Annotated in this window: 12 protein-coding genes; all 12 read right to left on the bottom strand. The window is 42.7% G+C overall.

Features of this window, described 5'->3' with window-relative positions; genetic code table 11:
- Nucleotides 1–34: 34 nt before the first annotated feature.
- Nucleotides 35–994 carry an ABC transporter permease gene (locus G586_RS0116285; protein WP_022762037.1) on the bottom strand — a complete coding sequence of 320 codons (960 nt, stop codon included), beginning with the start codon at nucleotides 992–994 and terminating at the stop codon, nucleotides 35–37.
- 181 nt (nucleotides 995–1,175) lie between these two features.
- A complete protein-coding gene (locus G586_RS0116280; RefSeq protein ID WP_026528571.1) occupies nucleotides 1,176–2,510 on the bottom strand; it encodes an ABC transporter substrate-binding protein in 1,335 nt (444 codons plus the stop codon).
- A gap of 3 nt (nucleotides 2,511–2,513) precedes the next feature.
- Nucleotides 2,514–3,200 carry a response regulator transcription factor gene (locus G586_RS0116275; RefSeq protein ID WP_026528570.1) on the bottom strand — a complete coding sequence of 229 codons (687 nt, stop codon included), beginning with the start codon at nucleotides 3,198–3,200 and terminating at the stop codon, nucleotides 2,514–2,516.
- The gene (locus tag G586_RS27085; RefSeq protein ID WP_051204860.1) at nucleotides 3,178–4,533 is read right to left on the bottom strand and encodes a sensor histidine kinase; all 1,356 of its coding nucleotides are present in this window, start codon (nucleotides 4,531–4,533) and stop codon (nucleotides 3,178–3,180) included. Before G586_RS27085 ends, G586_RS0116275 begins: the two co-directional genes overlap by 23 nt.
- 60 nt (nucleotides 4,534–4,593) lie before the next feature.
- Nucleotides 4,594–5,523 carry a substrate-binding domain-containing protein gene (locus tag G586_RS0116265; protein WP_242829187.1) on the bottom strand — a complete coding sequence of 310 codons (930 nt, stop codon included), beginning with the start codon at nucleotides 5,521–5,523 and terminating at the stop codon, nucleotides 4,594–4,596.
- A gap of 119 nt (nucleotides 5,524–5,642) precedes the next feature.
- Nucleotides 5,643–6,215: a GNAT family N-acetyltransferase gene (locus G586_RS0116260; protein ID WP_026528569.1), complete on the bottom strand. Its 573-nt coding sequence runs from the start codon at nucleotides 6,213–6,215 to the stop codon at nucleotides 5,643–5,645.
- Between the two features lie 55 nt (nucleotides 6,216–6,270).
- Nucleotides 6,271–6,942, bottom strand: coding sequence for a C39 family peptidase (locus tag G586_RS0116255; RefSeq protein ID WP_026528568.1), 672 nt, complete (start codon nucleotides 6,940–6,942; stop codon nucleotides 6,271–6,273).
- 71 nt (nucleotides 6,943–7,013) lie between these two features.
- The gene (locus tag G586_RS0116250) at nucleotides 7,014–7,820 is read right to left on the bottom strand and encodes a Cof-type HAD-IIB family hydrolase (RefSeq protein WP_026499397.1); all 807 of its coding nucleotides are present in this window, start codon (nucleotides 7,818–7,820) and stop codon (nucleotides 7,014–7,016) included.
- 9 nt (nucleotides 7,821–7,829) lie between these two features.
- Nucleotides 7,830–10,082: an alpha-galactosidase gene (locus G586_RS0116245; RefSeq protein WP_026528567.1), complete on the bottom strand. Its 2,253-nt coding sequence runs from the start codon at nucleotides 10,080–10,082 to the stop codon at nucleotides 7,830–7,832.
- A gap of 1 nt (nucleotide 10,083) precedes the next feature.
- The gene (locus G586_RS0116240; protein WP_026510720.1) at nucleotides 10,084–10,929 is read right to left on the bottom strand and encodes a carbohydrate ABC transporter permease; all 846 of its coding nucleotides are present in this window, start codon (nucleotides 10,927–10,929) and stop codon (nucleotides 10,084–10,086) included.
- A gap of 15 nt (nucleotides 10,930–10,944) precedes the next feature.
- Nucleotides 10,945–11,835: a carbohydrate ABC transporter permease gene (locus G586_RS0116235; protein ID WP_026510719.1), complete on the bottom strand. Its 891-nt coding sequence runs from the start codon at nucleotides 11,833–11,835 to the stop codon at nucleotides 10,945–10,947.
- Nucleotides 11,836–11,895: 60 nt separating this feature from the next.
- Entirely contained in the window at nucleotides 11,896–13,266 is a 1,371-nt protein-coding gene (locus G586_RS0116230) for an ABC transporter substrate-binding protein (RefSeq protein WP_026528566.1), read from the bottom strand.
- Between the last annotated feature and the right edge of the window lie 332 nt (nucleotides 13,267–13,598).

The following is a 13,598-nucleotide window of genomic DNA, read 5'->3' as shown; positions in this document are numbered from 1 at the left end:
ATTATCTACTTCCCGAAAGTAAAATCATTTGTAATTATTTCTTTTTCGCAGAGATACCACCAATAAGTACTGCAAAGATGACTATCAGACCCTGTACGATATTCTGCATGTAGGAGTTTATTCCAACCAGATTCATAATGTTTGATAAAACTGTAAGAAGGCATGCTCCAATAAGAGTTCCCGATATTTTGCCGACACCTCCCATGGTGGATATTCCGCCTATGTAGCACATTGAGAGAGCATCCAGCTCGTAGCCTTCACCTGCTGTGGGATCACAGGAGGACAGCTTTGAAGTGAGAACAAGAGCTGACATGAAGCTAACAAAAGCTGTAATTATAAAGCAGATGAGCTGCGTCTTTTCAACATTTATTCCGTTAAGTCGTGCTGCCTCTCGGTTATCGCCTATAGCGTATACACTTCTTCCAAACCAGGTGTATTTAAGGATGTAAAATCCTATAAAGAACATTATCAGGAAAATGATCACAGGTACGGGAACGAATCCAACATATCCCTGACCGATGAACTTGATATCAATTCCGGTTGCTCTCCAGTTCTGTGGTGAGCCGTTTGAAATGTATTTCGACAATCCTCTAAGCGCTGTCATGGAACCAAGTGTCATGATGAAAGGAGCAAGCTTACCTTTTGCAATTCCAAGTCCGTTTAAAAATCCTATGAGTATCGCAGTTGCAAGCGTGATCGGTATTGCTATAAAAGGACTAATATTATTCTTGAGCATCTGTGCGATCATGATTCCGTATACCGCGACCTGTGATCCTACCGATAGATCAACGCCGCCTGTCAGACAAACAAATGTCATTCCCAGAGCAATGATTCCGTTTATGGAAATCTGTCTCATGACATTTATGATATTTGCTCCTTTTAAAAAGCTGGGACTTACAAAGGCTCCTACTATGCACAGCGTTATCAGTGCCCACAAGGTCCCCATTTCAGAAATCCATTTTTTTGAAGACTTCTCTTTTTTTGCTGAGTTCATAACAATCCTCCCATACCTTTATGTAAATCTTTTTTCTTTTCAGCCCGGTTCTTTGTATTTGACTGCTTTAGAATATAAAAAAAATGACGCCGGTATAAGTACCAAACGTCATTACTATTTGTAAACAAATATCATATTTTTTAATGACAAATGTCACTTGCAAAAATCACATTTGCCGTTTTTAGTTATGAATGGTTTTGAGAAAATTGTTGATGCTTCTGGCCTGGATAACCTGCTCCATGCGGATATTTGCATCACTTTTGAGTATCTCACTAACTCCCGTATCCACCGCATTAACAGCTTCATTAAACCCTGAAAATCTGTGGGTAAAAATAGCATTCTGCATGGTATATTCCAAGGTCTCTATATTGGGACTCTCATCCATTCCGGGGAGCATCTCATTTTCCTTTACAAGTTCAGCCTCCGTCACATCCCTGCATACGGATATTCCTTCAGAGAACTCAAATATCCCTGCCTGAATATCTTCATCACAGGTGAGCAGCTTAATAAATTCCCAGGCTTCATTCTGCATTGGAGTTCCCGAATACATGGCAATTGATATCAGATCAAGAATAGATGCATTATCACCATCAGGCCCTGCCGGCATTGTAAGATAATCCCAGTCAAAATCCGCATATCGGCTTGCATGAACGGGATTGTTCAAATATGTTCTGTAGCTTGAAAAATTCATGGGCCAAAAGGCGACATTACCGTGCTCAAAAGATATGTCGGCACTACCGCTTCCTGAGTACAGAACATCCAACTGGTCAAGGAACATAAGTGCATTGTACACTTTCTCATCAGTAAAGTTGCTCTCCGTTCCCTCCTTGTTGAATAAAGTCACGTTGTTTGAGGCAAATGCCTCCTCCCAGGAATAATCAGCTACGCCTACTTGATCGATCGTTCCATTGCCGTCTGTGTCCTTAGTGACCTTTCTACATATGTCGTAGAAATCTTCCCAGGTCCACTTTGAGGAAGGCAGTTCTATTCCTTCATTTTGCAGGATTGTACGATTTACAAACATCAGGTCCGGTGCACATTCCACTGGAAGTGAATACCTTACGCCATCAGCTTCTCCGGCTGAATATGCAGCCTCATAAAAAGCTCCGGCATCAAAGTCTTCGTCTTTTTGTATCATGCTATCCAGATTTTTAAGTGCCCCTATGTCGCGAAGCATATTGAAATCTTCGGGAATAACAATAAAAACATCCGGTGCAGTCCCCTGTATTATCTGCTCTGCCAGCCACTCAGAATAGTCATCCTTCAGGATTCCCTTTTCATAAACAACCTTTATATTAGGATTTTGTTCCTCATATTTTTCAATCACGCTGTCTATGAATTTGTGCTGATTTCCGTTTTGCTGGTTCCAGTAGCTGTCCGAAAAAACGCCCACCGTCAAAACATTTTTTTGATGAAAAGGAATCGATCTCCACCAGTCCGTTGTAAGGAAGATAACAATTATCAGAATAAAAAGGGAGAGCCAATATTTAATTTTTTTATTATCACGCTCTGTCATCTTTTAATTCCGTTCGTTGTTTTTATTGTTCATCCTGCTCATTGCATCTGACTGCACAGCCCAGATTGCAAGCTGAGTTCTGTTCTTAAGCCCCAGCTTATTTAATATATTGCTGAGGTTATTCCTTATTGTTCCTTCGGAGAAATTGAGCTTTGTAGCAATCTCCTTATTTGACAGACCTTCAACAATGCCTTCGATGATAGCCCATTCGTTTTCCTTTATCTCATTTATACTCTGCTCGTCAACCTCAACTGAATCCTTTGATTTAGCCATCTCTGAAAAGAGCTTTAGTACTTTATTGGTGATATCATCATTCATAATAGCCATGCCGCTGTGGACTTTTCTGATTGCTTCAATTAGCTCCTCAAAGGAAACGCCCTTTAACAGATATCCGCTGGCTCCGTTTTTAATCGCATTGAAGACATATTCATCATCGTCAAAAGTTGTAAGTATTATTATTTTGATATCAGGTTCGTTTTCCTTGATTATCTTGGTGCACACAACCCCATCCATCTTGGGCATGCGCACGTCCATCAGGATCACATCGGGCTTATTTTCTCTGATGCTCCTTATGACGTCCGTTCCGTTTGATACAGCATCGGTTACCTCAAAATCTTCAACTCCTCCCAGTATCATTTTAAGACTCTGACGCATCAGCTCCTGATCATCAGCTATCAGTATTTTGATCATGGTTCCAGTTTACCTCCGTTCCCCAGCGAATCGGTATCTCTGCGCGAAGCAAAAATCCGTTATTTCCATCACAATATAATTTTCCGTCGAGCATCTGCAAACGCTCCTCCATATGGCTAAGTCCAAAGCCCTTATTAAGATCCGGACATCCGCAGCCATTATCCCTTATGATAATGTTGATCACATCATCAATCTTGTTTATCATGATCCAGATATCCTGAGGTTTTCCGTGCCTTACAGAATTAGTGATCCCTTCCTGAACGGTTCTATAGAGTGCTTCCGCTTCATCTTCGCCAAAAGCATCCCTCAAATCCACAACGCAGTTATAGTGAAAACGAATACCGGTGGACCTGCGCATTTCATCTATCATCTGCTCAATCGCAAGATCAAGGGGCATTCTTTCAAGGCCATCGGGTTTTAAGGCTCTCACCGATCTGCGTACATCCTCCATCCCTCGGTGAGCGACCTCTGAGATAGCCATTAGCTGTTCCTTTACAAGCTCTCTGTTAGTGTCGAACAGCATGATGCAAGCTTCTATTCCTGTTACAATTCCTGTAAGTGAATGCCCTATCGTATCGTGAATCTCTCTGGCCAGGCGGTTTCTCTCACTAGTCTGTGCCATAAGTGCCGACTTTTCGGAGTACTCCTCAAGCTTGGCATTTGCATCCCTTAGCTGTTCGTTCAGTGACAAGATGCGCTCATTTTCACTCATCTGAATTCTGACGATGAAGAACATATAGCACATGAACAGAAATACATTAAAAAGCCTTCCAACATTTATTATCCCCTGGAATATTTTCGCATAATCGCTTCCGTAGTAATTCAGGTAATCCGAAAAATCTGTTACCGGAATCCAGATGGATAGTATCTGACTCTCCAGCAAAAAATAACATACTCCAACCAGCACAAAGGTTATGTTTCGGTTCCATCTGCCAATGGGACGCCTTATCAGATTGGCGATTATCATGAGGAACATACCCATGTAGCAAAAGCTCATAATTCCTGATAGTACAATAACGATTATTGTCTCTGCTATGAGTTTCAATAAAAAATGTATCCCCGGGTCTGTCTCCGTTGTGAGCAGCAACAGCAGACATGCATAAAGAAGTCCCGATGAAAGTATCGACTCAAAAGGACGCGCAGGAATATGCCTGGAATTCATGAGAAATGACAGCGCAGAGCCTTCATGAACGTATCCCCAAAGGGCATGATACATGATAAATACTATAAACAGCAGCATCCAGAAATTAAGGTGCATCATGAGATTCACCAACAGATCCGGAAGTCTGTAATCTTTTTCTATTATTGTGTTATTGCCATCTGTGTTCTTCATATTGCTTTATTGTAATTTATTATTCTAATGCATTTTGTCTTGTTGCTATTTGTTTTATGGTTACTGCCATCTGTCTTTTTCAAATTGACTGATGTTATCCTGTGTCACGATATCGACCGGCACCGTGATACTTTTTTCTATCTCATTACCTGCAATCAGGTCGTATAGAACATCTGCTGCTTTCTCACCTATTTTCGTGGGAAACTGCACCACCGAAGCCTTCATCATTCCGGCAGATATCAGGGCCTTGGCATCAGGGGAAGCATCCACAGCGTATACGTTAACGCTCCCTGACAGCCCCTTTTCCTGAAGGGCTGCCACTACGCCTTCAGCAGCAGGGTCGTTTAAGCAAAATACCGTGTCAAAATCATGTCCTCCCTTAAGGTATTCGCTCATCCGTTGAAGTGCCTTTTCATACTGACCGTTGCAATCAATCTGGCACTCCACCGTATAGTCAGGATTCCTTGAAACTGTATTCAGAAAACCTGCCACACGCTGCCTTCCGGATACTGCACTGGTGTGAGTCATGACCACAATTTTGCCGCTTTTTTGCGTCTGTAACATATATTCTCCGTCAAGACACCCCGCATTGTAATTGTCCGAAACAATAGTGCAGTTGATAAGATTCTCCGTACTTACATTTGAATCCACAACAATCACAAATACGCCTTTTGCCCTGGCTTCGATCAGCACATCCACAAGGCCGTCCGGGTCCACCGGAGTGAGGATCAGAGCATCGATGCCCATTTTCAGCATCTCCCTTATCTGTTCCTTCTGTCTCTTCACATTCATACCGGGATCACGCAATATCACTTTGTCACCCTCGGCCTCAACTCTAACTCTGACCTGCTCATGAATTATCCTGAAAAATTCATTGTTCATGGTCATATAGCTTGCGCCTATTAGTCTGGAGCCTTCCTTCTGATTTTTGGATAGATCAATAGATTTAATAGATATCAGAATTCCTACTGAGAACAGAGCAAGATACACTACTGCCAAAGCAAGGCAGTATACCTTTTGGTATTTTTCTTTCTTCTTGAAATTATTAATAACGCCCAAATTCAGATCCCCACATAATCACTTTTTTCGTTCTCTATACAGCGAGACTTTTATTCCATTTTGCAGCTCATATAATCTTCTCTAAGCAAACCGTAGATATTATAGTCGCAGTAAACCGAAACCATTTTTCCTTGACGAATTGTTCCTTCTTTAACAAAACCACATTTTTCCATAACTCTGTTTGAAGCAATATTTCTTACATCCACACGTCCATTCAATCGGTCTATTTCTGTGTTCTTAAAAACAAATCGTAACACTTCCTTCAAAGCTTCTGTAGTAATTCCCATTCTCCAGTACTCAGGATTAATCCTGTATGCTATATCGCCCATTCTGGCATTTTGAATATCAAATACTGCGATCATACCTACCACTTTATTTGTTTCTTTCCATACAATTCCCCAATCAAGATCAAGAGAAGGTTTTCTTTTTACCCAAGGACGTGGATCAATAAACATGAGTTCAGGATTTTTCTCGCCCTTGCTTGCTTTTCTTCCCCAATATGTATAAATTTCATCTCTTCCCAACCACTCTTTTAAATCATCCACATCCTTTTCGTTAAGCACACGGATAATCAGTCTGTCTGTTTCAAGAATTGGCTTGTCTATTGCATAATCATTTAACATAGTCTCCTCCGTCTACTAATCCCGATTTGCTTAACCGTTTATCTTTCGAAGTTATTTAGTTCTCGTTCAATCCGTGAACAGTAAAGATTGTATTCTTCTCAAACATCCCTACAGCAAATGCCAATTTGAAATAAAAAGGCATATTCTCATAGGCTTCAAAACTTGTGCGCTGTAAAAATTCATCTACAGATATCTCTTCAACATAACCATAAGGATTTGCTACAGTTATCTTGTCATTAGGAATATCCATCCCAACAAGCAGGGAATAATGAAGAGTCCACACATCACCATACTTAGCTGCCCACTCAAATGGCACAGGTACTCCTCTTGCCAGATTTTCATAAACTGCATCTATCAGTTCCGTGTTTGACATGTATTTATGGATGGACGTAGTGTACTCCGGAAAGCGCTTGTTCATTTCTTCGCAGAACTTATCTCCTGTTGAGGTTATGACCTTGCCATATTCATTGTACAGATCCTCTTCTGTCAGATGTCCCCCATTCCATGCAGAAAACATCTCAATACAAGCATAACCACAGGAAACATCCTGGGTTATTACCTCTACTCCATCAACATATACCGGAGCACCATATTTATCATCTTTATATATAGATGAATAATCAGTAAGGATTCTTCCTGTCTGTATCCGTAGCTTTATCAAAAGTCCCACCAACACAATAATAATCAGCGTTATAAAAATGAGAACACTGCGAATTGTCTTTTTCAAATAATGCCTCCTCTATCGTGTATAAACTGTAAGTTATGTTTTCAAACAGCTTAAGATCACTGTCATCTCCCTCACTCCAATAATAGGCCAATACTCCTAAAGGCTTCCGAAATGCTCTCGTCATCATTACTTCCGATCACACACGAGAATTCCTTCTTCAATTCCTCCGGAGCATTTCCCATCAGAAAAGGAAATCCTACAGATCGTAGCATTTCTGCATCATTAAAATGATCACCAAAAGCAACCGCTTTCTCCGGCGGAATGTTCATATACGAGCATACTCGCCTGACTCCGTCGGCCTTTGTAATACCCTTTCCCATGATTTCAAGAAGAACATCTGAGGATTTAACTATCGACAGCTTTGGAAATCTCTTTTTCAATTCATTTTCTATACCACATATTGCTTCAGGCTCACATATGCAAAGGAGCTTTCCTATGATTGCATCTTTTGGAAGAAGCTCTATGCCGCCCTCTGTTGCACAGACCTCAACGATTTCCTCTTCTGCGCGGACCAGTCGGTCATTCCTGTCATTTACAATCCACAATTCTTCTGAATAGATATTCCATGTACAGTCAATCTTCTCCGCCTCTATATAAGAAATAATATCCCTCGCGTCATCGGCATCAAATCCCTCCGAGTACATTATCTTATCGTTTTCATCAATGATAAGCGCCCCACTATAACAGATCATTGGGCAGGTAAACCCGTATCTTTTAAAAATCGGCCGTACTCCGGATGGTCCTCTTGCTGTCGCAATGACGAAAGGGATATTGGCTTTCTTTAGGGCAAATATTGCATCAAGTGTGCCCTTAAGCATTCTATGTTCACTGTTTAGAATTGTTCCGTCTATATCTGAAAAAACTATTTTGAAATCCATTGATGTCTCTTAACATTTCTTTCTAAAATGAAGTTGTATCGCCGGGTATGAACCGAACACGGGATCAAAGGCATAGCCAGCATTCATTAGCGCAGCTCCGCTAAAGACCTGTCCAATTACATCTGCTTTCTCTCCCACATCATTTTCCGGAACCTTCTCACAGGATGAGATACAGTTATCGACCTCATACATCGCTTCAGGATCAAGATTTCTCATGCGAACGTATATAACTTCCGGATTGGCTCTCACATCGGTGACCACCAGATTAAGAAGCGTCTCGGACTTATCCTCTGACACAAATCCCCAGGAAGTGTAGTACTCTTCGTCAAGTTCATCTGACAGGCGAAGGTACATTCCCCTCTGTATCAGATCATAATATCTGTTAAAAACGTCTATCTGCCGGCGGATCATTGCCTTCTCGTCTGCACTGAGTGTCCTCGGGTCAAGCTCATAGCCAAAGGTTCCCGCCATTGCAACAATTGCTCTTGTCATAAGTGGTACTTCGCGTCCGGTCTGGTGATTGGGCGAAGCAGATACATGACTTCCGATTGTGCTCACCGGATAACCGTAGGTTGTGCCCTTTTGTATTTTCAGACGATTGATTGCCTCGGTGTTGTCAGAGCACCATATCTGAGGTGAGTAGAACAGGATTCCGGCATCAAACCTTCCGCCGCCACCCGAGCATCCCTCAATCATCACATCAGGGAAACTGTCCCTCAATCTCTCCATCAGCCTGTATGAGCCAAGGACAAACCTGTGGGCCACTTCTCCCTGCCTGTCTGCGGGGAGCCCTCCGGAAAAGACATTTGACAGTGATCTGTTGAAGTCCCACTTGATGTAGGATATCTTAGCACTCCTAAGCACCGCTGAAATACTCTCGTACAAATAGTCTATAACCTCAGACCTGGACATATCAAGCACCAACTGATCTCTTGCCATCACCGGCTTCCTGCCGGGATCAGTGAGCGCCCAGTCGGGATGCGCTCTGTAAAGATCTGAGTCCTCGTTGACCATCTCAGGCTCAAACCACAGGCCAAATTTCATACCAAGGCTCTCCACATGAACAGCAATGGCATCCATGCCCTTCTTTAGCTTATCCCTGTTAACCACCCAGTCTCCAAGTCCCGCGTGATCATCATACCTTGCTCCAAACCAGCCGTCATCAAGGACCAGCATCTCACAGCCTGCCTCTTTGGCGCTGTCGGCTATATCCATTATCTTGTCATCATCAAAATCAAAGTAGGTACCCTCCCAGTTATTCATAAGGACCGGGCGCTTGATATCGCGAAACTCCTTAGGGCATACATTTTCACGGATGATCCTGTGGAAGCGTAGGCTAAGCTCTGAGAGCCCATTATCTGTAAATGCCAGCATTACCTCAGGCGTCACAAACTCTTCCCCTTCGCAGAGTTTCCACAAAAAGTGGTCATCAGATATTCCACTCACAACGCGGATTGTTCCGGCCTGATCTTTTTCCACTTCCTCGGCGTGCTCTCCCGAGTACATCAACATAATTCCATAGCTCTCACCCTGCCACTCGTCCGTATTCCTGTCACAGAGGATCACAAAAGGATTGTTGTGGTGACTGCTGGTTCCCCTCTTTGAACTTATCCTGTGAATCTCATGTCCGACCCTGCCCCTCTCAGGCTGTCTTTCAAAAGCATGGCGACCGTGAAAATGAATAAGGTCAAGATCCTTTCCCATTAGGTCCAGGCAGGCAGATGCTGCTTTATTTAAAAAGATATCTCCTCCGGACTCATTTCTTATGACAGAATATCTTGAAATAATATCTTTCTCCTCGAATACCTGGTATGACAATACTACAAGAAGATGTGCCACCTTATCTTCAAGATATATCTTCAGAGTATCGACCTTGTCTTTCTCCGCTCTTACATAGGGCAGTCCCTTAAGCTCATCTCTTCCTGTAATGATCTCATGACTCTTATATCTGAGATCGACCGTCCCCGAACCGTTTGAAAGAATAAGGGACAGTGCACTTACCCTGTAGTCTCCTGCTCCGTCAGTTGAGTACTCCTGCGGAAGCGTATCTGCTGATATGCCTCTCCTGTTCCTGTACTCATAGGGATTTCCCGAGAACCCTCTGTCCAGTTCCTTGATCAGATACCCCATATCAAAGCCACTCACTCTTTTACCATAGTAGGTGTGAAGAACCATTCCCGGCTCATTTATCTTGATCTGATACTCTGTATTTACAGTCATCAGGGAAAAGAGCTTGCTCTTTTCATCAAATATTATCGACATATCAAAGTTTTCCTCCTGAGGTTGCAATACCCTCAACAAACTGCTTCTGGAATATTATGTATATTACGATCATAGGTACAATAGCAAGAACCGCAGCTGCCATCATGGCAGGATAGTCACTTCCATACTGTCCCTGCATCTTGGCAAGTCCCGCGCTGAGGGTCGTAGTGCTCGCATTTGTGCAGACTATCATTGGCCACATAAGGTCCTTAAAAGCAAAAAGCGCCGTAAAGATTCCCAGCGAAACCATGGATGATCTGGTAAGTGGCATCATTATGAAAAGAAATGTCTGTCCGATGTTGCAGCCGTCAATTGCCGCTGCCTCTTCAAGATCCTTGGGAAGCGACTGGTATCCCGTTTTCAACAGGTAGGTTCCAAACGCTGTAACAAGTCCTGGGAAGACAAGGCCCGCTGTGGTATTTAAAATATGTAACTTTGACACCATCAGATATTGTGGAATCACAAATATCTGTGCAGGTATCATCATCTGGATAAGCACCAGAGAGAACAATATCTTCTTTCCGGGAAATTCAAGTCTTCCAAAGGCATATCCTGCCATGGTCGCAGTAAGGCATGCGCAGATAACGCGGAATATTATGAACAGGATCGTATTTTTGTATAATGTTATGAAATTATAGCTCTTCCATACTGTTGCAAAGTTCTCAAAATGCCATCCATTGTGGGGAAAAATAAAAAACGGATCCACAGATATAGCTTCCTGATTGGTTTTAATGGCCGTAAGTATCATCCATACAAATGGCACTAACATAATAATAGCAAAGATTATAAGGACTGTATAAGTGATTATTTTATTTACAGTGTATTTTGTACTGATGCTGCTATCCATCCTCGTTCTCCCTTCTTAATTGTAATAAACGATCTTCTTTTCAAGCTTCTGAAGGAAGAACGTAACTATCATGATAAATACCACGAGTACCATTACTATTGCGGCACCATACCCCCTGTTGCCGTTGGTGAAAGCATAGGTGTAAAACAGGTACACAATTGACTGGGTCTTATTAAGGGCAAGATTTGTCTTGTCCATTACCATGAACATAAGATCAAATACCGTGAGTGCTCCTATAATCCTTGTCTGAACTATAAAGAAGGTCGTAGGGCTAAGCAGTGGAACTGTTATGGAAAAGAATTGCCTTATAGACGATGCTCCGTCAATCTGCGCTGCTTCGTAGTAATCCTTAGGAATTTCCTGAAGCCCTCCAATGAACAGGACCATGTTGTATCCAATAATTGACCATACACCGATTATGCCTACACTGATCCAGGCTATCTTTGGGTCTGAAATCCATGCAACATTCGTATGAAAAACATTGTTCAGAAGTCCAAACTGTTGATTGTAAAGCCACTTCCAAACCATTGCAACTGCAGCAGGTGCGCAAACCATCGGAAGGAAAAAAAGAGTGCGGAAAAGAGTTTTTCCAGCAAGCTTTTTCTGCATAAGAACCGCCAGCAAAAGAGCTATCACGATTCCCAGTGGTACCTCAACAATCGCATATTTTACAGTGTTCCAGAGGGACTGCCACACTTCTGCCGATCCCAGCACAGTTTTGTAGTTGTTAAGTCCTACAAATATGTTCCCTTTTCCAAAATCTCCGGTCTTGCAAAGAGACTGGTATACAGTATTGATCGCAGGATAATAGTTCAGTACGATCAGTCCTAAAATCGTTGGTAATACAAAGGCCCATCCCCATATTGCCTGTCTCTTTTGAGACGGAGTCATCTTTTTCTTAGTCATATAACCCTCCAAAGATATGGTGAATGCCGAGGTGTCCCCCCGGCATTCATTTTTCACAGATCACTCTGCTGCAATAGCATCATCAATTATCTTCTGTGCATTGTCACAGGCAGTTGCCATCAGTGCACTATCTTCGGGATTCTGCCATGCATCAAGGAATCCACCCTGCTGCTGAAGAGCATCTTCCCAGACTGTAGTCTTTCTTGTGTAAGGACGGAAGAACAGATCTCCTTCTTCCTCAGCTCTTACAAAGGCGGATACATCCATTCCTTCAAAAGCATCTGAGAAGTCCTCTGAAACACCCTTAAGTCCTCCCATGGTTACTCCAAGCTGTGCCTGCTTCTTCTGGCCTTCTTCGGAACAGAAGTAAGAAATGAGGTCATAGCATGCCTTGGGATCAGCTACATTTGCATTGGCAGCCCAGCCAAGTCCGTTGTATGCAGAGTATCTCTCTCCTGCATCACATGTTCCGTTTGAATTTGTATCAGCATAAGGAAGCATTGCCCAAGCATAGTCATTATGGTTTTCTGCAGTGTAGAATGCGTTGATCATCCATGAGCCCTGTGTGATCATGGCTGCCTTACCTGACATAAACAGTGAATCTGTTCCTGTCTCAGCAACTACTGACTGAGGAGCGCCAACTGTAAGGAGCTTTCTTACCATCTCCATTCCGGCCTTACCCTCTGCAGATCCGATGGTTGTTCCCTTATGATCATCAGTGATCACCTGAGCGCCGTAATCGTAAACGAGGTTGTACCAGCCGTCCTGGTTGTTTGAGGTATTCATTGCCATACCGTAGACATCTCCGCCTGATCCTTCAGTAATTGCCTTAGCTGCCTCATACATGTCGTCCCATGTCCAATCATCAGTGGGATACTCCACACCATATTTGTCAAAAACCGACTTGTTATAAAGGAGTGCTATAGTGTCATGATCCTTGGGAAGTGCATACTGCCTGTCACCACTGCTGTACAGATTCCAAACTCCTTCATAGAAGTTGTCCTTATTTACAGAGGCATCTGCTGCGATGTAATCTGTAAGATCCAGCAGGATGCCATTTTCCATATACATCTGTGCTGTGTTTGAATGCATCCAGAATACATCTGGCATCTCACCACCTGAAGCACCTGCCTCAAGAAGTGTCCAGTAATTATCCCAGTCAATGACTTCAATATTTACCTTCACGCCTGAATTTGCACTCCAGTCATCTGCGATAGCCTGAAGGCCGGCCTGCTGATTTGAGTCCCAAATATTTATTGTAATAGAGTCTGTGGTATATCCACCCGCACTGGCGGCTGCATCTGAGGATGCTGTCTGTTCTGTTTCAGCATTTGCTGAAGGAGCTGTCTGCACACCTTCGCTGCTTCCACATCCCACAAGCCCGGCTGTAATAACTGATGATAATAACAGTGCCACTAATTTCTTACTCATTTTCTTCCTCCCTTTTTTCCTGAATATACTCTCGGAATCTATAAGCCAGTAACAATGCGGCTTTCAGATTCCTTTTTTATTAAAATCCCCCACTTTTTTATCAAAAAACACTTGACATTTACCTCCAAAAATGCGGCGCTTCGCGCCCTTGTTAAAAAGGAAGTGTCGTTACGGCGCGGCCGTAATTTTTTTGATTGGAGGGCGATTTTATGTTACCTGTTAATTGTGGCAGTCATGCCGACTACCAAACCTTTGTTGTTGAAAATCTCCGCAAATATTACCCTGATCCAGATGCTATATCTCAAAGCACCTGGGATATCATAGACCGCTTT

Origin of the sequence: Butyrivibrio sp. VCD2006 (assembly GCF_000423925.1) — a bacterium.
Taxonomy (GTDB): domain Bacteria; phylum Bacillota; class Clostridia; order Lachnospirales; family Lachnospiraceae; genus Butyrivibrio.
This window is presented reverse-complemented; position numbering and strand designations above follow the sequence as displayed.

What these genes read in the sequence shown, in the direction of transcription:
- G586_RS0116275 (WP_026528570.1), bottom strand. Translation starts at nt 3,200, where the DNA reads ATGATCAAAATACTGATAGCTGATGATCAGGAGCTGATGCGTCAGAGT.
- G586_RS0116245 (WP_026528567.1), bottom strand. Translation starts at nt 10,082, where the DNA reads ATGTCGATAATATTTGATGAAAAGAGCAAGCTCTTTTCCCTGATGACT.
- G586_RS0116260 (WP_026528569.1), bottom strand. Translation starts at nt 6,215, where the DNA reads ATGTTAAATGATTATGCAATAGACAAGCCAATTCTTGAAACAGACAGA.
- G586_RS0116230 (WP_026528566.1), bottom strand. Translation starts at nt 13,266, where the DNA reads ATGAGTAAGAAATTAGTGGCACTGTTATTATCATCAGTTATTACAGCC.
- G586_RS0116250 (WP_026499397.1), bottom strand. Translation starts at nt 7,820, where the DNA reads ATGGATTTCAAAATAGTTTTTTCAGATATAGACGGAACAATTCTAAAC.
- G586_RS0116285 (WP_022762037.1), bottom strand. Translation starts at nt 994, where the DNA reads ATGAACTCAGCAAAAAAAGAGAAGTCTTCAAAAAAATGGATTTCTGAA.
- G586_RS27085 (WP_051204860.1), bottom strand. Translation starts at nt 4,533, where the DNA reads ATGAAGAACACAGATGGCAATAACACAATAATAGAAAAAGATTACAGA.
- G586_RS0116280 (WP_026528571.1), bottom strand. Translation starts at nt 2,510, where the DNA reads ATGACAGAGCGTGATAATAAAAAAATTAAATATTGGCTCTCCCTTTTT.
- G586_RS0116240 (WP_026510720.1), bottom strand. Translation starts at nt 10,929, where the DNA reads ATGGATAGCAGCATCAGTACAAAATACACTGTAAATAAAATAATCACT.
- G586_RS0116235 (WP_026510719.1), bottom strand. Translation starts at nt 11,835, where the DNA reads ATGACTAAGAAAAAGATGACTCCGTCTCAAAAGAGACAGGCAATATGG.